Below are 19,772 nucleotides of genomic sequence, written 5' to 3'. Positions count from 1 at the left end.
TTTCTGGTGACCCCTTCCGCCATCCTTGAATCAGCCCTGTACGTCACCGATCTGGCGGCGGCGGAAGAATTCTATGTCGGCGTGCTCGGCCTCGACCTGCTCGGCAAGGTGGACGGCAGACATCTTTTCTTCCGCTGCGGGCCGGGCGTGCTGCTGGTCTTCAACGCCGAGGCGACCAGAATACCTCCGGCGCCGGACGCCCGGCTGAAAGTGCCGCCGCATGGCGCGGTCGGCGAAGGTCATCTCTGCTTCGCGGCGACCGCTGCGGAGATCGTGGCCTGGAAAGCCCATCTGGAGGCAAAAAGAATTGCCATCGAAAGCGAATTCGAATGGCCGCAAGGCGGCCGTTCGCTCTATATACGCGACCCCTCGGGCAATTCGATCGAGTTTGCCGAGCCAAGAATCTGGGGCCTTTGATGCATTCTCTTGATGGAAAGAAGATCGTCGTCGCCAGCCACAATGCCGGCAAGCTGCGCGAATTCGCCGATCTGATGGGGCCGTTCGGCTTCGAAGCGAAGTCGGCGAAGGACTATGGCCTGCCGGAGCCGGACGAGACCGGCACCACTTTCGAGGAGAATGCCTACATCAAGGCGCTGGCCGCCGCGGAGGCGACCGGCCTGCCGGCGCTGTCGGACGATTCGGGCCTCTGCGTCGACGCGCTCGACGGCGCGCCCGGCGTCTACACCGCCAACTGGGCCGAAACCCCCGACGGTTCGCGCGATTTCGCCATGGCCATGCAGCGCACCGAAGTGGCGCTGCAGGAAGTCGGCGCTGCCCTGCCGGAACAGCGCAAGGGCCGCTTTGTCGCCGTCATTTGCCTCGCCTTTCCCGATGGCGAGGCCGAATATTACCGCGGCGAGGCCGAAGGCACGCTGGTCTGGCCGCCACGCGGCGAGCTTGGCTTCGGCTATGATCCGGTGTTCTTGCCCGATGGCTTCGAAAAAACCTTCGGCGAGATGAGCGCCGAGGAAAAACACGGTTGGAAGCCGGGCCAGGCGACGGCGCTGTCGCACCGTGCCCGCGCTTTCCAGAAATTCGCCCAGGCGCGATTGAATTTGCCGGGATTGGGCTCGGCATGACTGGATCCGGCATGACCATGCCGCTCGACCGGGCGCCTGGCTTCGGCGTCTACATCCATTGGCCGTTCTGCGCGGCCAAATGCCCCTATTGCGACTTCAACAGCCATGTCCGCCACCAGCCGGTCGACCAGGAGCGCTTTGCCGCCGCCTTCGAGGCGGAACTGGCGACGATGCGCCAGCGCACCGGGCCGCGCGAGGTGACCAGCATCTTTCTCGGCGGCGGCACGCCGTCGCTGATGAAGCCGGAAACGGTGGCCAGGGTTCTGGACGCCGTGGCCAAGAACTGGACGGTGCCTGATGGCATCGAGGTGACGCTGGAGGCCAACCCATCCTCCGTCGAAGCCGAACGTTTTCGCGGCTATCGGTCGGCGGGCGTCAACCGCGTCTCGCTCGGCGTGCAGGCGCTGAACGACAAGGATCTGCGCTTCCTCGGCCGGCTGCACAATGTCGATGAAGCGCTGCACGCCATCGGCCTCGCGCGGGAAATATTCCCAAGGCTGTCCTTCGACCTGATCTACGCCCGGCCCGGCCAGACGCCGGAGGCCTGGGCATCCGAGCTCGAACAGGCGATCGGCCATGCCGCCGACCATCTGTCGCTCTACCAGCTGACCATCGAGGAAGGCACGCCCTTCCATGCGCTGCATGCGGCGAAGAAATTCGTCATTCCCGACAATGACCACGCCGCCGACCTCTATGCGCTGACGCAGGAGATTACGTCCGCGCATGGCCTGCCGGCCTACGAGATTTCCAACCATGCCAGGCCGGGCGCCGAGAGCCGGCACAACCTGACCTACTGGCGCTATGGCGAATATGTCGGGGTCGGTCCCGGCGCGCATGGCCGCTTCGTCGAGAATGGCCGCCGCACGGTGACCATAGCCGAGCGGATGCCGGAAACCTGGGCCAATCTTGTCGAGGCCAAGGGCCATGGCGTTACCGGCGGCGAGATCCTGACCCGCTCGGAAGAGGCCGACGAATTCCTGCTGATGGGGCTGAGACTCGCCGAAGGCATCGATCTCTCGCGCTACGAGGCGTTTTCCGGGCGCGGCCTGTCGAGCGCGCGGCTGTCCATGCTGCAGGGCGAGGGGCTGGTGGCGCCGATCGGCAATGCGCGCCTGCGCGCCACGCCGGCCGGCATGATCGTGCTCGACGCCGTGGTGGCGGATCTTGCGCGGTAGATACATTCGACATCAATGATTGAAAAGATTTGATTCCTTACTAAGCTCCCATTGGGGGCACCGAAATGACACGAGACGAGTGGAAAACACGATCGCGAGAGTTTGAACGTAGCGCCTCGACCCTGCTCGTGAACGGTCACTATGATGTGGCCTACCATGTTGCAGGAATCGCGGTTGAATGCGCTTTGAAGGCGAAGATATCGACTCTTTTTCGCGCAAACGACGTTCCCGAAAAGAAGTTCGTCGAAGATTTTTACAGGGATGGCCATGACCTAATCAGATTGGTGAGGCTTGCTCAACTTGATGCTCAGCTTGTAGCCCAAGAGCAGGCACATCCGGCGTTTCGGACGAATTGGGCGACTGTAAGAGCGTGGAATATCAATTCGAGGTATAAAGCCTGGTCACAAGTCGAGGCCACGGACATGGTACACGCCGTGGCCCGAAGAAGTACGGGAGTACTCTCATGGTTAAAACGTCATTGGTAGCCCCCGATATCGACGGCGGTAGGGAATTGACAGAGGCCCTGGAAAGCGCCGGGCTTCCGATTTCAATTGCTGCTTGGCTTCACTTAGGAGATTCAGCTGATTGGCAGCTATTTGTAGCATCTCCAGATGTTCAGACCTATGGTCCAGCCGCGGTGAACAAGTTTGTTGATAGAATCAGCTCTGCAATTAAATCTTCGATCTCGCTTGACCAGATAACAGCTGCAAATACAACAAACCACTTTATCAATAGGATATACGTATTCACATATCCAAAGTCGACCACAAGTAAATATGTGCCACCGATCCGCCTAAGAAGTGTACATCTTGGCGACGTAGACGTTGAGGATGGCTTCATCTACAAGGTCGACAGGGAAGTCAAACCTTCCAAAGCTCCTCCCCAGCCAAATGCAGAAGCCATTCGTAGAGCTAAGGCGCTTGCCGCATAGCTATGCGTCGTGCTTGAAACGGCGCTTGCCGCGATCCTTCTCGGCATGCGCCTCTCCGTTGCGGGCCGGTTTGGCGTCAGCCTTTTGCCGGCGAACGCTGTGCTGGTCGTTCATCGGATGCGGGGGCACGCCTTCCCTGGCGCTTTTCGTTTCAAGACGGGTGATGAAGATATCGAAGCGATTGGGCATCGTTCGGTCAGTGCTCCGTCGTGCTGTCTGGTTTGTTGTCGGAAAGCCTGACATTGGTGGGCAAGGCCTTGGCTGCCCGCTTGGTCAGGCTGGCGTCGTTCTCGGCAGGCAGGCGCTTGTCCCTGGGCAGGGAGGCGATGTTGCGGCCGGCATAGTAGGGCGCGAACGCGTCCTGTATCTTCAGGCTGTCCATCCTGTCCTCCCTTGGGAATCAGGGCCTAAATCTGCCAAACCCGGTTTCGTTCCCTACTGTGGCGAAGGAATGGCGGTTACCTTACATCGGCGTGAGTTTTGCAAGCCGGCACCACCCGTGCCAAACAGGATTGGCAGCCAAACAGGGCTGAACGGAGACGGCATCGGTGACTGACGAGACGGGCAAACGCAGCTATGTGGTCGGGCAGACCGAGATCGTGGCCCGTCCGCTCGAGCCGGCGCTCTATCTGGTGGCGACGCCGATCGGCAATCTCGCCGACATCACGCTGCGCGCGCTGGAGACGCTGGCCGCCGCCGACATCGTCGCCTGCGAGGACACGCGGGTGTCGCGCGTATTGCTCGACCGCTACGGCATCCGCCGCCGCACCACGGCCTATCATGAGCACAATGCCGGCGAGGCCGGGCCGAAGCTGATCGCGGCCCTTCAGGCCGGCCAGAGCGTGGCGCTGATTTCCGATGCCGGCACGCCGCTCGTCTCCGATCCCGGCTACCGGCTGGTCGGCGAGGCAATCGACCACGGCATTCGTGTCGTACCGATCCCTGGTCCGTCGGCACCGCTTGCCGCGCTGACAGCGTCCGGCCTGCCGTCGGACGCCTTCCTGTTCGCCGGATTTCTGCCCGTGAAATCAGGCCAGCGGCTGGCGCGGCTGGAAGCGCTGAAGGCCGTACCGGCAACGCTGATCTTCTTTGAATCGCCACGCCGGCTGGCCGAGTCGCTGGGCGCCATGGTCGAGGCGTTGGGCGGCGAGCGAAAGGCTGCCATTGGCAGGGAATTGACCAAGACCTTCGAGGAAATGCGTATCGGCACGCTGCGGGTGCTGGCCGACCACTATGCCGCGGCCGACACGCCGAAGGGCGAGGTCGTCGTCTGCGTCGGTCCCGCCGAGGCCAAGGCGGACGAGCCGGCGGATATCGACCGCCTGCTGTTGTCGCTTGCCGCCGAAATGCCGGCTTCCAAGGCGGCGGCGGAAGCCGCGAAGATGACCGGAGGCCAGAAGCAGGCCCTCTACCGTCGGCTGCTGGAGCTCAGGGAAGGCGACGGTGGCTGAGCGGCCGAGCGCCAGCCGCCAAAAGGCCTATCGGCGCGGCCATCGCGGCGAATGGCTGGCGGCGGCCGCGCTGATGCTGAAGGGCTACCGGATTCTCGCGCGCCGCCACCGCACCCGTTTCGGCGAGATCGACCTGATCGCGCGGCGCGGCGACCTGGTGCTGTTCGTCGAGGTCAAGGCGCGGCGCACGCTGATGGAAGCCATGGAGGCGATCAGCCACGAGTCGGAACGCCGCATCGAGGCGGCCGCCGACATCTGGCTGTCGCGCCAGGCGGATTACGGCAGGCTGTCGATGCGCTTCGACATGGTCGCGGTGCTGCCATGGCACTGGCCGGTGCATGTCGAGAACGCGTTTTATGGGCGGAGTTAGGGGAGCACTTGACCGGCGTTGCTCGCCCTTCGCTGGCTCAGGGCGTTCGTCGTTCGGAAAGCCAAGCAAATTGGCTTTCCGTCCGCTGCGCGGAACACTCCTCACCCCCAAACCATCAATGCCAGCAACCCGACAATCCCCACCACCAGCCGCCACCAGCCAAACAGCGAATAGCCGTTGCGCGAGACGTAATCGAGCAGGAAGCGCACCACGAACAGTGCGGTGACGAAGGCGGCGACGAAACCGATGGCGATGATCGGCAGGTCGGCCGAGGTCAGCACGTTGCGGTTCTTGAACAGGTCGAAGGCGAAGGCGCCGACCATGGTCGGAATGGCGAGGAAGAAGGAAAACTCCGCCGCCGCCCGCTTGTCCACGCCCAGAAGCAACGCGCCGACGATGGTAGAGCCCGAGCGCGAGGTGCCGGGGATCAGCGACAGGCACTGAAAAAGCCCGATCTGCAGGTAAAGCCTGGTCGGGAACCGCTCGACGTCGCGATAGACCGGCTTCAGGTTCATGCGGTCCACCACCAGCAGGATGACGCCGCCGATGATCAGCATGATGCAGATCAGCCTCGGCGATTCGAACAGCACCGTCTTGATGAAGTCGTGCGCCAGCGCGCCGATGATCGCCGCCGGCAGGAAGGCGATCAGGATGCCGATGACGAAATGCCTCGTCAGCCTGTCATGCGGCAGGTCGAGCAGCATCTGCCACAGGCGGCGGAAGTAGACGCTGAGGATCGCCAGGATCGCACCGAGCTGGATCAGGATCTCGAAGGCCTTGCCGGTCGAATGGAAGCCCAGGAAATGGCCGGCGAGCAGGATATGGCCGGTCGAGGAGACCGGTATGAACTCGGTCAGCCCCTCCAGCAGGCCGAGCAGCAGGGCTTCGACGAAGGTCTGGCTTTCCATGGCTACCTCGGCTTTTGCGCGACGGCTAACAGAACGGCTTGCTTGTCATGGCGTTGAAGTGCCCCTATAGGTCGCAACACCCTGACGGCCCGCTAACCGGGCGGCCAAGACTTACCGGTGCGCCCGGCGATTCGCCAGTGCGCTTTATCATCGCGGAACCATGCTGACGCTTTTCCACCATCCCATGTTCGCAACTTGCCGCTTCGTCCGCCTCGCCTTTGGCGAGTATGGCGAGGAGCTGGCGCTGATCGAGGAAAAGCCGTGGACGCGGCGCAAGGAGTTCCTGGCGCTGAACCCGGCCGGCACGCTGCCGATCCTGCTCGCCGAAGGCGACGTGCCGATCGTCGGCGCGACCGTGATCTCGGAATATCTCGACGAGACGCGCGGCGTCTTGAAGCGCGACAAGCGGCTGTTCGCCGAGGACCCGATGCAGCGCGCCGAAATCCGCCGGCTGATCGACTGGTACTTGAACAAGGCCGAAAGCGAAGTCACCCGCCATCTGGTGCGCGAACGCGTGCTGAAGCCGATCATGCCGGAAACGGCCGGCGGCGGTTCACCCGATTCGGGCGCCATCCGTGCCGCGCGCGCCAACATCCGCCAGCATATGAAATACACCAACTGGCTGGCCGGCACCCGCCATTGGCTGGCCGGCGGCAGGGTCACCTATGCCGATCTCGCCGCCGCCGCGACGCTGTCGGTGCTCGACTATCTCGGCGAGATCGATTGGCGAGAACACGCCGCGGCGCGCGAATGGTACACCAGGGTAAAGTCGCGGCCCTCCTTCCGGCCGCTCCTGACCGACCGCGTGCGCGGCCTGTCGCCGGTGTCGCATTATGCGGACCTCGACTTCTGACGCCGCAAAACTGCGCGCGCTGATCGACGCGGAGGCGCATCGCGCCGGCTTCGATGCCATTGCCGTCACCTCTCCCGATGCGATCCCGCTGGCTCCGGCCCGCCTCGCCGAATTTGTCGCCGACGGCTTTCACGGCTCGATGGACTGGATCGCCGAGACGCTGGAAAGGCGCAGCGAACCTTCCACGCTTTGGCCTGAAGTGCGCTCGATCGTCGTGCTGGCGATGAATTACGGCCCCAACCATGATCCGCGTGACCTGCAGGCCCGGCACGACCGGGGCGCCATCTCCGTCTATGCGCAGAACCGCGACTATCACGATGTGATGAAGGGCCGGCTGAAGGAGATCGCCGGCAAGATCGTGTCGCGCGCCGGCGGCGACGTGAAGGTCTTCGTCGACACCGCACCCGTGATGGAAAAGCCGCTGGCGCAAGCCGCGGGGCTCGGCTGGCAGGGAAAGCACACCAATCTGGTCAGCCGTGAGCACGGTTCCTGGCTGTTCCTCGGCACCATCTTCACCACGGCCGAACTCACGCCCGACCGGGCCGAGATCGACCATTGCGGCTCCTGCCGCGCCTGCCTCGACGCCTGCCCGACCGATGCCTTCCCCGCGCCCTACCGGCTCGATGCGCGGCGCTGTATTTCCTACCTCACCATCGAGAACAAGGGGCCGATCCCGCATGAATTCCGCAAAAAAATCGGCAACCGCATCTATGGCTGCGACGATTGTCTGGCCGCCTGCCCCTGGAACAAGTTCGCCCAGGTAGCCTCCGAAGCAAAGCTCGCCGCGCGCGCCGATTTGCGCGAACCGCCGCTCGCCGAGCTGTTGCAGCTGGATGACGCGGCCTTCCGCGCCTTCTTCTCCGGTTCGCCGATAAAGCGCATCGGCCGCGACCGTTTTGTCCGCAATGTGCTGATTGCAGCCGGCAATTCCGGCGATGCCGGGCTGGCCGGCCCTGTCCGTGCACTGCTCGGCGACGCCTCGCCGCTGGTTCGCGGCGCGGCAATATGGGCGCTGGCGCGGCTGGTGTCTCATGCCGAATATGCCGAGCGGGCCGCGAGCGGCCTGAACACCGAAAGCGATGGCGTCGTGCGCGAGGAATGGCGCCTGGCGCGGCCAGACAGGACGCATGCATGAGCGAAAAACAGGTCTTCATCTTCGGCGCCGGCTATTCCGGCAAAGCTTTTGCCCGGGCCGGCAAGGATGCCGCTGCGATCCTTGGCACGACGCGGTCAGAGGATAAATTCAATGCGTTGCGCCAGGCCGGCATCGCACCGCTGCTGTTTGATGGCGCGCTGACGGGCGAAATCGGCGAGGCGCTGGAGAAAACGACGCATCTGGTGATTTCAGTCGCCCCCGAAGCGGCCGGCGATCCAGCGCTGAATGCCGCCCGCGCCGCAATCGCGGGGATGCCGGCGCTGCAATGGATCGGCTATCTCTCCACGGTCGGCGTTTACGGCGACTATGGCGGCGCCTGGGTCGATGAAACGGCCACGTGCCGGCCGGTGTCGAAACGCTCCGTCATGCGGGTCGAGGCCGAGCAGGACTGGCTGAAGCTCGGCGAGCATATCGGCCGGCCGGTGGCGATCCTGCGCCTGTCCGGCATCTATGGTCCGGGCCGCAACGCGCTGGTCAATCTGGAAAACGGCACGGCGCGGCGGCTGGTCAAGTCCGGCCAGGTGTTCAACCGCATCCATTGCGACGATATTGCCGGCGCGCTCTGGCAACTGATCGGGGGCAACACAGGCGGCATCTTCAACGTCACCGATGATGAGCCGGCGCCGCCGCAGGATGTCGTTGCCTACGCCGCGTCGCTGATGGGCGTCGAGCCGCCGCCGGAAATTCCCTTCGACACCGCCCAACTTTCGCCCATGGCGCGGTCCTTCTATGGCGAGAACAAGCGTGTCGCCAATGCGGCGATCAAGGCGGCGGGCTATCGCTTTCGCTTTCCGGACTACCGCGCTGCCTTCGACCATATGTGGGCAAGCGGCGACTGGCGCGACGGCGAGGCGCGCAGCCCGATGAAGGGCGGATGATCGAAGCCTGGCGGCCGACGTGCTATGATTCGGTTTCGGGATTGCGGTGGGGATCCGGTTTCATGAACTCAGCGATGCGTCCATATTTCGGCAGGTCGTCACGGTTGGTGGTCGCTCTTGGCCTGCTTGCCCTGGCCGGTCTCGCCGTGCAGCCGGCACGCTCCGAGGAACGGGCAAAAGACCTGTTCGGCGCCGAAAAGCTGCCGGCAGCGACCGCGGCGCAGTCGATCGGCTTCTATTCCAAGGGCTGTTTTGCCGGCGGCGTCGCCATTCCCATGGATGGCCCGAACTGGGAAGTGATGCGCCCCTCGCGCAACCGCCGCTGGGGCCATCCGGCGATGATCGCCGTAATCGAGAAGCTTTCACGTGATGCCGCCGCCGATGGCTGGCCGGGCTTGCTCATAGGTGACATTTCGCAGCCGCGCGGCGGTCCGATGCTGACCGGCCACGCCTCGCACCAGATCGGCCTCGATGCCGACATCTGGCTGACGCCGATGCCCAGCCGGCCGCTGTCGATCGCGCAGCGCGAATCGATGAGCGCTACCTTGATGGTCGACGAGAAGACGCATCTGGTGAAGGACGCGCTGTGGAAGCCGCAGCATACGGCGCTTTTGAAGCGCGCCGCGAGTTACCCCGAGGTCGAACGCATCCTGGTCAATCCGGGCATCAAGAAAAAGCTCTGCGACACAGTCAAGGGCGACCGCACCTGGCTGCGCAAGATCAGGCCGTTCTGGGGCCACGACTATCATTTCCACATGCGCATCGGCTGCCAGCCGGGTTCGCCCAACTGCAAGGGGCAGGAGGCGACGCCGGATGATGACGGTTGCGGCAAGCCGCTGGCCTGGTGGTTCACCGAAGAACCGTGGCGTCCCAACAAGAACCCGGACGCGCCGAAGGCACGCGACGTGATGACGATGGCCAACCTGCCCAGGGAGTGCCGCGCCGTGCTCGACGCGCCCGGTCCGGCCTCGGCCGAGGCGGCGACCTATCACGGCGGCGCCATGCCGGTCGCGGTCGCCACACCCGAACCGGAAGCACCGTCGTTGCCCGCCACCACGGCCAGCGGCACAGCCGGCCTGCCAGGCGCGCTGAACGCCTTCACGGCTACGCCCGAGGTCGGCGTGCCGGTGCCACGGCCACGGCCGCCCGCGAACTGATCGTCGCGGCGGCATCGGCGGTCTCAATCGGTTTAGCATCGAGTTTTCCGCGAAATAGTGGCCGTTTGGCCGCAGAACCTTTCCCTGCGCATCACCCGGTTCGAAAACCGTTTCCCTTTTCAAACTCATGCGCTAGTCAACGGAAGAACGGCGAGACGCCGTCAGGGGCGCCGGGGACGGACCAGAGCATGCCAAGCGTAAGCGATACCGACACGTCGTTGCGGTTCCCGATTCTGATCGGCGACATTGGCGGCACCAATGCGCGCTTCTCGATCGTGCTCGACGCCAATTCCGAGGCCGGCGAGCCGACCATCGTGCAGACCGCCAACTACAACACCATCGACGAGGCGATCCAGGCGGCCGTTCTCGACCGCTCGTCGGTCCGCCCGAATTCGGCGGTCCTGGCGGTGGCCGGTCCGGTCGATGGCGACGAGATCGAGCTCACCAACTGCCCATGGGTCGTCAGGCCGAGGCAGATGTTCGCCAGTCTTGGCCTGAGCGACATCGTCGTGCTCAATGATTTCGAGGCGCAGGCGCTGGCCGTCGTGGCGCTGGGCGAAGAGCATATGGAAAAGATCGGCGGCGGCGCGCCGGAGCCCAATGCCGGCCGCGTCGTGCTCGGGCCGGGAACCGGTCTCGGCGTCGCCGGGCTGGTCTACGCGCTACGTCACTGGATACCGGTGCCCGGCGAAGGCGGCCATATGGACATCGGCCCGCGCACGCCGCGCGATTTCGAGGTTTTCCCGCATATAGAGAAGCTCGAGGGCCGCATTTCCGGCGAGCAGATCCTGTGCGGGCGCGGCCTCGTCAACGTTTATCGCGCGGTGGCCACGGCGGACGGCAAACCGTCGCCCTTCACCACGCCGGCGCAGATCACCGGCGCGGCACTGGCCAAGACCGATCCGGTGGCGCAGGAAGCGCTGGAGACCTTCGTTACCTGCCTCGGGCGCACGGCGGGTGACCTTGCCCTGGTGTTCATTAGCCGTGGCGGCGTCTTCCTCACTGGCGGCATCGCGCAAAAGATCGTGCCGGCGCTGAAGGAAGGCAATTTCCGCGCCGCCTTCGAGGACAAGGCGCCGCACAGCGCGCTGATGCGCACCATGCCCGTCTACGTCATCACCCATCCGCTGGCGGCACTTCTCGGCCTTGCCGCCTATGCCCGAAACCCGTCGCTTTTCGGCGTCCAGACCGCCGGCCGGCGCTGGCAAGCCTAGCTCTTCGACTGGATGTGCCTATATTCCCCGCGGGCGCGCTTGAGCCGCCCGCGACGAAGTTAATCAGCCGCGGGCATAGGCAAGCCGGCCTCATGACGTTAAGAGGGGTGCCGAATTCGCAGCCCGATCCCACGAGGCGGAAAACCACAAAGCGCTCCTGATTTGACACTTCAAGCCCCCAAACAAAAAGTCCGGCCTGGCGAGGTCACGGCGGTGCTCCGCCGCATCCTCGCTGAAAACGGCAACGAGTATCGTTGGACCTATGTCGTTGCCGTCAGCTGCTTGCTGATTGTTTCCGGCACCACTGCCTTCACGGCGTGGATCATGGCCCCGATGATCAACCAGATCTTCTACGAACGGCGCGGCGATATGCTCGTCTGGATCTGCGCCGGTTTCATGGGAGCCTCCCTGCTGCGCGGCTTCGCTGGTTACGGCCAGGCAGTCGCGTTGGCCAAGATCGGCAACAATCTGGTCGCGCGCTACCAGAAGCGCGCCTTCGACCATCTGATGAAGCTCGGCGTCAACTTCTTCAACGATACGCGTTCCGGTCGGCTGGCGGCACAGGTCAGCGAGAATGTCGGCGGCGTTCGCGACCTGCTGTCGCTGACACTGACCTCCATCAGCCGCGACGCGGTCACACTGGTCGCTCTCGTCGGCGTCATGATCTACCAGGATCCGGTGTTGTCGCTCAGCTCGCTGCTGATCGGGCCTCCGCTGATCTGGGCCGTCGTCTACATCACCCGCCGACTGCGGCGTATCAACCGGGAATCCGTGTTGATCAATTCTAGGCTGAACGGATCCGTGCAGGAGGCCACGCAAGGCATCGCCATCGTCAAGGCCTTCACCTTGGAGGCCGAGTTGGCGCGCCGCATCGGCATCATGGCGGACACGGCCGAGCAGCGTAACAACAAGATTGCCCGCGTCTCGGAGCGGCTGTCGCCGATTTCCGAGATTCTGGGCGGTCTCGCCATTACCTCCGTGCTTGCCTATTCCGGCTACCGGGCGCTGGTGCTTGGGCAACCGCCGGGCGCGGTGTTTTCCTTTATCACCGCTCTGATCATGGCCTACGACCCGGCAAGACGCCTGGCGCGTACGCAGGTCGGGATGGAGCGGGCGCTGGTCAATGCGCGCATGATCTACGAGTTGCTCGACCTGGAGCCGAAACAGGGCGATGCGCCCGACGCTGTCGAGGCCAGGGTCACCACCGGCGAAGTGCGCTTCGACAATGTGACGTTCGGCTACAACGCCGACATGCCGGTGCTGAGGGACCTGAGCTTTACCGCCGCGGCCGGCAAGGTCACGGCCATCGTCGGTGCATCGGGCTCCGGCAAGTCGACGCTGGTGGCGCTCTTGCAGCGCTTCTACGACGTCGACCAGGGCAGCATCGAGGTCGATGGCCAGGACATTTCGAAGGTGACCAAGCATTCGCTGCGGCAGTCGATCGCCTATGTGGCGCAGGCGCCCTATCTGTTCGAGGGCACGATCCGCGACAACATCCGCTATGGCCGCCTGTCGGCCACGGACGCCGAGATCGAGCAGGCGGCGAAACAGGCGGCAGCCGACGAGTTCATCCGCCAGCAGCCGCAAGGTTACGATACGCCGGTCGGCGAAGGCGGCTCGACCCTTTCAGGCGGCCAGCGCCAGCGCGTGTCGATCGCCCGCGCCATCGTGCGCCAGGCACCGATCCTGCTGCTCGACGAGGCGACATCGGCACTCGACAACGAGGCGGAGGCGCGCGTCCAGGAAGCGCTGACCCATGTCATGGAAGGCCGCACGACCATCGTCATAGCGCATCGGCTGTCGACGGTGGTCAATGCTGACCACATCATCGTGCTGGAAGAGGGACGGTTGGTCGAGGAAGGCACCCATGCGACGCTGATGGCCGACCCGGACAGCATCTATTCCCGCTTCCACCGCATCCAGGGCAAGAAAGGGCTGGGGCTTGTCGATGACAGCAAGCCGATCCAAACTCCGGTCCGAGCCACGCGTGCGAAGAAGACTGCTGTGAGGAGCACATGAGCGAAGCAGGCGATATGGGCCTGGTGGTGGTGGGCGCAGCCGGCCGCATGGGCCAGACCCTGATCCGCGCCATCCATACCATTCCGGGCGCCCGCGTCATCGGCGCTGTCGAGCGCGCGGATTCGCCCTATCTGGGCAAGGATGCCGGCGAGCTGGCAGGCATCGGCATCATCAACGTGCCGATATCGGACGATCCGCTGCCGGTCTTCGCCAAGGCCGATGGCGTGCTCGATTTCACCACGCCGGCCTCATCGGTCGAGTTCGCCGGCTATGCGGCGCAGGCGCGCATCGTCCATGTCATCGGCACGACCGGCTGCTCGGCCGACGACAATGCCAGGATTGCCGCTGCAGCGCGCCACGCGACGATCGTCAAGTCGGGCAATATGAGCCTCGGCGTCAATCTCCTGGCGGTGCTGGTCGAACAGGCGGCGCGCGCGCTCGACGCCGACGATTTCGACATCGAGATCCTGGAGATGCATCACAAGCACAAGGTCGACGCGCCGTCGGGCACCGCTCTGCTGCTGGGCGAAGCCGCCGCCGCCGGGCGCGGCATAGCACTTGCCGGCAATGACGTACGTTCACGCGACGGCCATACGGGTGTGCGAAAAACCGGCACGATCGGCTTCGCCACCCTGCGCGGCGGCTCGGTGGTCGGCGACCACAGCGTCATCCTGGCTGGCACCGGCGAGCGCATCACGCTGTCCCACCATGCCGAGGACCGCGCCATCTTCGCCCGCGGCGCCGTCAAGGCAGCGCTGTGGGCACGGGGCAAGAAGCCAGGACTGTATTCGATGCGGGACGTGCTCGGCCTGAGCTGAAGCGGCCAATCTGCCAAATTTGCCAATCTGAAGGAGCAAACATGTCGAGAACCCTCGTGCTCGTGCGCCATGGCCAGAGCGAATGGAACCTGAAGAACCTGTTCACCGGCTGGCGCGACGTCGACCTGACCGAGCAGGGCCACGCCGAGGCCAAGGCCGCCGGCCAGAAGCTCAAGGCGCGCGGCCTGAAGTTCGACATCGCCTTCACCTCGGCGCTGATCCGGGCGCAGAAGACCTGCCAGCACATTCTCGACGCGGTCGGCCAGAGCGACCTGAAGACCATCCGCGACCAGGCGCTCAACGAGCGCGACTACGGCGACCTTTCCGGCCTCAACAAGGACGATGCGCGCAAGAAATGGGGCGAGGAGCAGGTGCATGTCTGGCGCCGCTCCTACGACGTGCCGCCGCCCGGCGGCGAAAGCCTGAAGGACACCGGCGCCCGCGTCTGGCCCTATTATCTGCATGACATGCAGTCGCACGTGCTGGGCGGCGGCACCGTGCTGGTCGCCGCCCACGGCAATTCGCTGCGCGCGCTGATCATGGCGCTGGACGGCAAGTCGGGCGAGGAGATCGTCAAGCTGGAACTCGGCACCGGCGTGCCGGTCATCTACCAGCTCAACGCCGATTCGACCGTGGCGTCGAAGGAAGTACTGGACGGCTGAGGGTTCATGAGCCGGCAAGCGGAGGCCGCGGCCTTTGCTTGGGGGTGAACTTTTGCGGAAGCCGAATTCACCTTTCGGGATGATGGTCCAAAAAGCGCGTTGACAGCCATCGCTTGCCCGCTTACATGAGCCCGCACCAGCCCAGATGGCGGAATTGGTAGACGCGCACGGTTCAGGTCCGTGTTCCGCAAGGAGTGGAGGTTCGAGTCCTCTTCTGGGCACCATCAACCCCTTAGGGGGTTGATTCCGCTTTTCTTTTTGAGTTTGCTCGGCAATTTGGCCCAGTTGTAACAGTCGCTGTTATAGATGGGGCAGATTGCATGGCTGGAATGCCTGAGCGAATGATGTTGCGGGGCAGCACGTATTATTGCCGTGTCTGGGTGCCGACGGACGTGGCGCCAACCTTCGGCAGAACGCTGGTTGTGACCTCTTTGCACACAAAAGATCTGAAAATCGCAAAATCCAGGCTTGCCCGTAAGACCGTCGAATTGGAGGACCAGTTCGAACGTGTTCGGTCGGAAAGAGACACCGCGAATCACTCTGCGGTTTCGCAGCGGACCGAGGGCGACCTTTTTGCACTTGCGAAAGTGTACAGCGCAGAGGTAGCCGAGAGCGAAATCGTTGCGCAGGCGAATTTCTTCGCGCAGGCGTCCAGCGATCCCGCAAGGCTCTGGAGTGGCGATCTCATCATTTTGCCGACGCCTGCGGACTATGGCCAGGGCGAAGCAGATTCCTTCACCCACTTTGATCGTCTTGTTGCGGAGGGCGATCTAGACGCTGTGATCGCATACCTGCAGCGGTTTCGTGTGCGCATGCGTATCAACGACCTCACACGGAGGCGCGCAATAGGCGACTTGGCTGAGTTTTCGGCTGCTGCCGATCGCCTTTGTCCGGGATTGGCCGAAAATCAAAGGCTCGTTTTCGCGCGTCTTCTTCTGACCGAGGAGCTTCGCACGCTACAGTCCCTTCGGGATGAAAGGATCGACGTAGTGCAATTCTCGGTCGCGCAAGGCGAATCGAATGGGGGCAGTCAACCAAGCAGTCCCGCTTTGTCTCAATCTACTGCATCGAAACCAGAATCCGTGTCGCTGGATGAGCTTTTCCAACGGTGGGAAAAGGAAAGCGATCCGAGCGCAAGCACGTTGTCGTCGTGGCGGGGCATCGTGCGAAACTTGAAGGCTCACCTTGGTGACAAAGCTGACGATATCCGTTCAATCGAGCCGGGCGATATCGTCGACTGGAAGGATATCTTGGTAAAGTCCGGAAAAGCGGCCAAGACAATTTCGAACGGGCATTTGGGTTGTGCCCGTGCATTGTTCCGCTTCGCCGTGGCGAACAAGTTGATGGATGCGGATCCCGCAGAGGGCGTCCGTGTCTCTCGGAAACTGAAGCCGGGCACAAAGATGCTGGCATATGAGAACGATGAAGTTGCCCGGCTCTTGGAACTGGCATCTGCAGCCTCGGAGCCCTGGAAGCGGTGGCTGCCTTGGCTTTCAGCAGCGACCGGATCGCGCATTGGTGAAATGGCGCAGCTGCACGGCAGTCATATTGTCGAGCGCGACGGCATCCCTGTCTTGAAGATAGCGCCCGCGACAGACGGCGGAAGCATTAAGAATGCCGAGAGTGAACGGCTCGTCCCGATCCATTCCAAGCTTATCCAGGATGGCTTCCTCGATTTCGTCAAGGACCGTGGTGATGGCCCCCTGTTCTACAAGCGCACATCTGGCGACCCCAAGCGAAAGCACGCATCGAAGGGGCTCTCAAACCGCTTGGCGGCGTGGATAAGAGACAATGGATTCACCGATCTGAGGAAAGCGCCGAATCATGCTCTGCGCCACTGGTTCAAGTCAGAAACTGCGAGACTTGGCATTCCCGATAGTGTGGCGGATGCGATCCAAGGCCACAGCGATGGAAGAGCATCAAGTGGATACCGTCACATAGCGTTGCGGATGATGTCCGATGCCATTGAACAGATCGAGCTACCGCCGCGTCCCATTATCACAGATATCGTTCCGTAGACCAGTAAGCGTGAGTGTGACTATCGTCAGCGATACCTAAGTCTAACTGCGAAACGTGCCTTCGCCTCCGCAGTTGACGCTCCGACAGAGCCGCGCCCACCCGCCCACCGTCCCGACAACACCGCGCGGAGGCGCAACGATCTCCGCTAGGCGGCCTTTGCGCGACTTTTTGATGCAAAGAGAGGAGGACTAAGCCGGCGGCCCTGGAGGAGCGTCTGGCGCTCGCGAAGGCAATGATGGGAAACGCGGATCCGCTGGATTTCATAGAGAGCTGGGTAGCCCCGGAGGAGAGGCATCGTTCAAAGTTCATCTAGACAGTTTGGGTAGCCGGCATCGTGGGCATGGGACCCAGACAACTAAAGATGAGAGCGCCGGAGAAATCAGCGTTGCGCCCGCAGGATGGTTCAGGTGGTTAAGACGATTTTGTCTTACGTACCACCTGCATTTGTGCGAACTCGCCACTGAGATCGTGCCGCAGTCAAAGCGTAACATGTTTACATAAACATCCGTAGCGCGCCATTTGCGGGGTCGGAACATTCAAAGACAGTAGCGGGTCGACAGCGGAGTGGCGGCTTCTGGTTTCAGCTCTAGGTGAGCGGACATTCAGCTCGCCGCGAGCTTTGTCTTGGTCTTACCACGCTGCAGGCCTTTGCAGATTTCCTTGTCAGAGGCGGAGATCGCTTAGCGCTGTTTGTCATTCGACCGAGCAAGCGACGGCGGGCAAGACGTGCGGTTCATCTTTCCTTCGATTGGCCGGCAGAATGAACACCGCGGTCAGAACAAGCGCGAGCACGTTCATGACGGCGGCTCCGACGAGGACCGCGCTCACCTGGTGGGCCATTTCCGCAGCGCCAGTCAGTTGCGGGCTGGCATTGGCAGCGAAGACCACAATCAGCATGCTGAGACCAACCGAACCGCCCAGCTGGTGGGCCACGTTGACGAGCCCGGAGGCCGCGCCCTGGTCACGACTTTCCACGCCGCGCACGCCGGAAGTGGTCAGAGGCGCCATGGCGGCGCCGTTACCGATCCCGATCAGCACCATCGGCAGAGCGAGCTGCCAGTAAGCGGCATCGACGCCCGCCTGCGCCAGCGAGGCAAGGCCCACGATGATGAACAGCAGGGCTCCCATAAGCATGGGAACGCCTCCCACCACACGGGTGACACGCGGGATCGCCATGGCGGAGACGAAGGTGAGCAACGTCACCGGCAGGAAACCAAGGCCGGCCTGCAGGGCGGAATAACCCAGCACCTGCTGCATGAACTGCGTGCCGAAGAAGAAGAACGAAACCATTGAGCCGACATAGAGCATGCGCGCCAGATAGGCGGCGGAACGCTCGCGGCTGCGGAAGAGGCGCAAAGGCAGCACCGGCACGTCCGCACGACATTCGTGCCAAAGGAAGAAACCCAGGACAACCACCGAAAGCGCCAAACTCGCGAGCGTAACCGGGTCAACCCATCCGGTGTCGGCCGCGTTGACCAGGCCGTAGACCAGCAGGCTCATCCCGCAGGTCGAGGTGAAGGCTCCAAGCACGTCGAACCTGCCCACGGTCCGTTCGCCTTCCGGGATGAAACGCGCTACCGCAAACAGCAGCGCAATGCCGATGGGGATGTTCACCAGGAAGCCGATGCGCCAGGACAGAAGGCCCGCGAAAATTCCGCCCAGCACCATGCCGAGGCTCGAGCCGGCACCGGCGACGACCGAGTACCACGACAGCGCCCGGGTGCGTTCGCTGCCCTCGGCGAAGGTGACCGATATGATGGCGAGCACGCTTGGCGCCAGGATCGACGCGCCTAGCCCCTGCACAGCCCGCGCCGCGATCAACTCATAGGATGATTGGGCGATGCCGATCACCAGAGAAGCAAGTGTGAACAGGACGACACCGATCTGCAGGATCCGCCGACGGCCGAAGGTGTCGCCCAGCCGGGCCGAGAGCAGAAGGAAGCCACCGAAGCAGAGCAGATAGGCATTCTGGACCCAGGTCTGCATCACAGGGCTCATGCCCATCGTTTTGCCGATTTCCGGCATGCCGGTGTAAACGATGGACAGATCCAGCAGGATCATCAGATAGGCGGTCAGCACGACGCCAAGAATGGTGTTGGGGCCGGCCGGCCGCGCGGCGCGTTGAAGGGTCATGGTATGTCTTTCGTTGATCTGTCCGGCATCGGCCGGATTGCTGAGACCAACGTAAGCCACGTCGACTATGTCGATTAGCCGATATTATCGGCATGAGCCTTTAAGTGTGGCTAATAAATAATGCGGTGATGAGTTGATCGCCCTCTCCCCCCTGCTGGTTCGCCGTTCTACGCCTATCCCGCAAATGCGCGAATACGGTCCATATCGGCAACGATCTGAGCCGGTTCGCTACCAATCGGCATATTTGGCACGTCACGCGCTCCGTCCAATGCGCCGGCCGCATCGGCTTCAAGCGCGGCGAAGATCGGATCGAAATCCCCCTGCTCCGGTCCTCGTTCGCTGTGCAGTTCGAAGGTCTTACACAGCGCAGCCTCCGAAGACAGGCTGCGGACCAGCACCTCGGCGATCTGACGGCGCGCAATCGCGCCGTCGGTTGGATTGCCAGCCAGCGGCTTGTCGCCCTGCAGCATGACAAGCCGGTGTTGATCAGGCTTGTTGTAATCGAACCAGGCGGGACGCACGATCGTGTAGGGCAAGCCGCTGGCCCGCACCAGGCGCTCGGCGCGTCGCTTCCAGTCATGTGAGCCCTTGCGGTCGGTGGTCCCTATCGCCGTCATCAGCGCGATGCGCGCGTTGTGTCCCCGGAGAGCGGCAAGCACGTTGCGCACACCGCCGTAGTCGACGGCCTCCGCTGCAGCCGGGTTGCCATAAGTTCCTTGTGTAAACACGATGGCATCAATACCAGCGACCGCTCGGGAAAGCGTTTCCGCATGGGTCAGATCCCCGACGACAACCTCCACCGCCGGCGGAAAGGGCTCCCCGCGATGCGCGTGGCGAACCAGAGCACGCACGGCAAATCCATGATCGAGTGCGGAAGCGACCACGTATCGGCCGATGCTTCCGGTTGCTCCAACAACCAGTACCTTGAGTGGAGACTTGTCCATCACCC

General features: G+C 63.2%; 21 protein-coding genes and 1 tRNA gene. 17 read left to right on the top strand and 5 right to left on the bottom strand.

Annotated features, from left to right (window positions below; all coding sequences use genetic code 11):
* Window positions 1-6 precede the first annotated feature (6 nt).
* The 5 genes from AC07UC_RS04570 (at window position 7) to AC07UC_RS04550 (ending at window position 3,185) form a co-directional block, all read left to right on the top strand.
* Window positions 7-417 carry a VOC family protein gene (locus AC07UC_RS04570; RefSeq protein WP_494904332.1) on the top strand — a complete coding sequence of 137 codons (411 nt, stop codon included), beginning with the start codon at window positions 7-9 and terminating at the stop codon, window positions 415-417.
* Window positions 417-1,079, top strand: a complete 663-nt coding sequence (gene rdgB, locus AC07UC_RS04565; RefSeq protein WP_494904330.1) for an RdgB/HAM1 family non-canonical purine NTP pyrophosphatase — start codon at window positions 417-419, stop codon at window positions 1,077-1,079. Before AC07UC_RS04570 ends, rdgB begins: the two co-directional genes overlap by 1 nt.
* Entirely contained in the window at window positions 1,076-2,254 is a 1,179-nt protein-coding gene (hemW, locus tag AC07UC_RS04560; RefSeq protein WP_494904328.1) for a radical SAM family heme chaperone HemW, read from the top strand. Before rdgB ends, hemW begins: the two co-directional genes overlap by 4 nt.
* A gap of 65 nt (window positions 2,255-2,319) precedes the next feature.
* Window positions 2,320-2,739: a HEPN domain-containing protein gene (locus AC07UC_RS04555; RefSeq protein ID WP_494904326.1), complete on the top strand. Its 420-nt coding sequence runs from the start codon at window positions 2,320-2,322 to the stop codon at window positions 2,737-2,739.
* The gene (locus tag AC07UC_RS04550; RefSeq protein WP_494904324.1) at window positions 2,718-3,185 is read left to right on the top strand and encodes a hypothetical protein; all 468 of its coding nucleotides are present in this window, start codon (window positions 2,718-2,720) and stop codon (window positions 3,183-3,185) included. Before AC07UC_RS04555 ends, AC07UC_RS04550 begins: the two co-directional genes overlap by 22 nt.
* Here the strand turns inward: AC07UC_RS04550 and AC07UC_RS04545 are convergent, their stop codons facing one another.
* Window positions 3,186-3,374 carry a hypothetical protein gene (locus AC07UC_RS04545; protein WP_202325181.1) on the bottom strand — a complete coding sequence of 63 codons (189 nt, stop codon included), beginning with the start codon at window positions 3,372-3,374 and terminating at the stop codon, window positions 3,186-3,188.
* Window positions 3,375-3,381: 7 nt separating this feature from the next.
* On the bottom strand, window positions 3,382-3,567 hold the full coding sequence (locus AC07UC_RS04540; protein ID WP_494904322.1) for a hypothetical protein: 186 nt from the start codon (window positions 3,565-3,567) through the stop codon (window positions 3,382-3,384).
* A 166-nt stretch (window positions 3,568-3,733) separates the two neighbouring features.
* Here AC07UC_RS04540 and rsmI point away from each other — a divergent pair, with 166 nt between their 5' ends.
* Together rsmI and AC07UC_RS04530 are read left to right on the top strand one after the other, a co-directional pair.
* Window positions 3,734-4,636, top strand: a complete 903-nt coding sequence (rsmI, locus tag AC07UC_RS04535; protein ID WP_494904320.1) for a 16S rRNA (cytidine(1402)-2'-O)-methyltransferase — start codon at window positions 3,734-3,736, stop codon at window positions 4,634-4,636.
* Window positions 4,629-5,006 carry a YraN family protein gene (locus AC07UC_RS04530; protein WP_172347700.1) on the top strand — a complete coding sequence of 126 codons (378 nt, stop codon included), beginning with the start codon at window positions 4,629-4,631 and terminating at the stop codon, window positions 5,004-5,006. The genes rsmI and AC07UC_RS04530 overlap by 8 nt, the downstream gene beginning before the upstream one ends.
* A 101-nt stretch (window positions 5,007-5,107) precedes the next feature.
* Here AC07UC_RS04530 and AC07UC_RS04525 read toward each other — a convergent pair whose 3' ends face one another.
* Complete coding sequence (locus AC07UC_RS04525; protein WP_056573971.1) at window positions 5,108-5,914, bottom strand: undecaprenyl-diphosphate phosphatase; 807 nt, start codon at window positions 5,912-5,914, stop codon at window positions 5,108-5,110.
* Between the two features lie 160 nt (window positions 5,915-6,074).
* Between AC07UC_RS04525 and AC07UC_RS04520 the strand changes: the two genes are divergently transcribed.
* The 10 genes from AC07UC_RS04520 (at window position 6,075) to AC07UC_RS04475 (ending at window position 16,689) form a co-directional block, all read left to right on the top strand.
* Window positions 6,075-6,767: a glutathione S-transferase family protein gene (locus AC07UC_RS04520; protein ID WP_010912586.1), complete on the top strand. Its 693-nt coding sequence runs from the start codon at window positions 6,075-6,077 to the stop codon at window positions 6,765-6,767.
* A complete protein-coding gene (gene queG, locus AC07UC_RS04515; RefSeq protein WP_494904317.1) occupies window positions 6,748-7,902 on the top strand; it encodes a tRNA epoxyqueuosine(34) reductase QueG in 1,155 nt (384 codons plus the stop codon). The genes AC07UC_RS04520 and queG overlap by 20 nt, the downstream gene beginning before the upstream one ends.
* On the top strand, window positions 7,899-8,801 hold the full coding sequence (locus AC07UC_RS04510) for an SDR family oxidoreductase (RefSeq protein ID WP_494904315.1): 903 nt from the start codon (window positions 7,899-7,901) through the stop codon (window positions 8,799-8,801). The genes queG and AC07UC_RS04510 overlap by 4 nt, the downstream gene beginning before the upstream one ends.
* Window positions 8,802-8,863: 62 nt before the next feature.
* Window positions 8,864-9,958 carry a penicillin-insensitive murein endopeptidase gene (gene mepA, locus AC07UC_RS04505; RefSeq protein WP_494904313.1) on the top strand — a complete coding sequence of 365 codons (1,095 nt, stop codon included), beginning with the start codon at window positions 8,864-8,866 and terminating at the stop codon, window positions 9,956-9,958.
* A gap of 188 nt (window positions 9,959-10,146) precedes the next feature.
* Window positions 10,147-11,172, top strand: coding sequence for a glucokinase (locus AC07UC_RS04500; protein WP_494904312.1), 1,026 nt, complete (start codon window positions 10,147-10,149; stop codon window positions 11,170-11,172).
* 162 nt (window positions 11,173-11,334) lie between these two features.
* Window positions 11,335-13,191, top strand: coding sequence for an ABC transporter ATP-binding protein (locus tag AC07UC_RS04495; protein ID WP_140770973.1), 1,857 nt, complete (start codon window positions 11,335-11,337; stop codon window positions 13,189-13,191).
* Complete coding sequence (gene dapB / locus AC07UC_RS04490; RefSeq protein WP_202325174.1) at window positions 13,188-14,009, top strand: 4-hydroxy-tetrahydrodipicolinate reductase; 822 nt, start codon at window positions 13,188-13,190, stop codon at window positions 14,007-14,009. Before AC07UC_RS04495 ends, dapB begins: the two co-directional genes overlap by 4 nt.
* Window positions 14,010-14,050: 41 nt before the next feature.
* The gene (locus tag AC07UC_RS04485; protein ID WP_494904309.1) at window positions 14,051-14,671 is read left to right on the top strand and encodes a 2,3-bisphosphoglycerate-dependent phosphoglycerate mutase; all 621 of its coding nucleotides are present in this window, start codon (window positions 14,051-14,053) and stop codon (window positions 14,669-14,671) included.
* Window positions 14,672-14,810: 139 nt separating this feature from the next.
* Window positions 14,811-14,895: transfer RNA gene (locus tag AC07UC_RS04480), tRNA-Leu, on the top strand.
* 96 nt (window positions 14,896-14,991) lie between these two features.
* Complete coding sequence (locus AC07UC_RS04475) at window positions 14,992-16,689, top strand: DUF6538 domain-containing protein (RefSeq protein ID WP_494904307.1); 1,698 nt, start codon at window positions 14,992-14,994, stop codon at window positions 16,687-16,689.
* A 694-nt stretch (window positions 16,690-17,383) separates the two neighbouring features.
* Here AC07UC_RS04475 and AC07UC_RS04470 read toward each other — a convergent pair.
* The gene (locus AC07UC_RS04470; protein WP_494904305.1) at window positions 17,384-18,769 is read right to left on the bottom strand and encodes an MFS transporter; all 1,386 of its coding nucleotides are present in this window, start codon (window positions 18,767-18,769) and stop codon (window positions 17,384-17,386) included.
* A 227-nt stretch (window positions 18,770-18,996) separates the two neighbouring features.
* A complete protein-coding gene (locus tag AC07UC_RS04465; RefSeq protein ID WP_494904303.1) occupies window positions 18,997-19,767 on the bottom strand; it encodes an SDR family oxidoreductase in 771 nt (256 codons plus the stop codon).
* Window positions 19,768-19,772 lie beyond the last annotated feature (5 nt).

The organism is Mesorhizobium sp. GW821-FHT04C10, from assembly GCF_059420305.1.
This window is presented reverse-complemented; position numbering and strand designations above follow the sequence as displayed.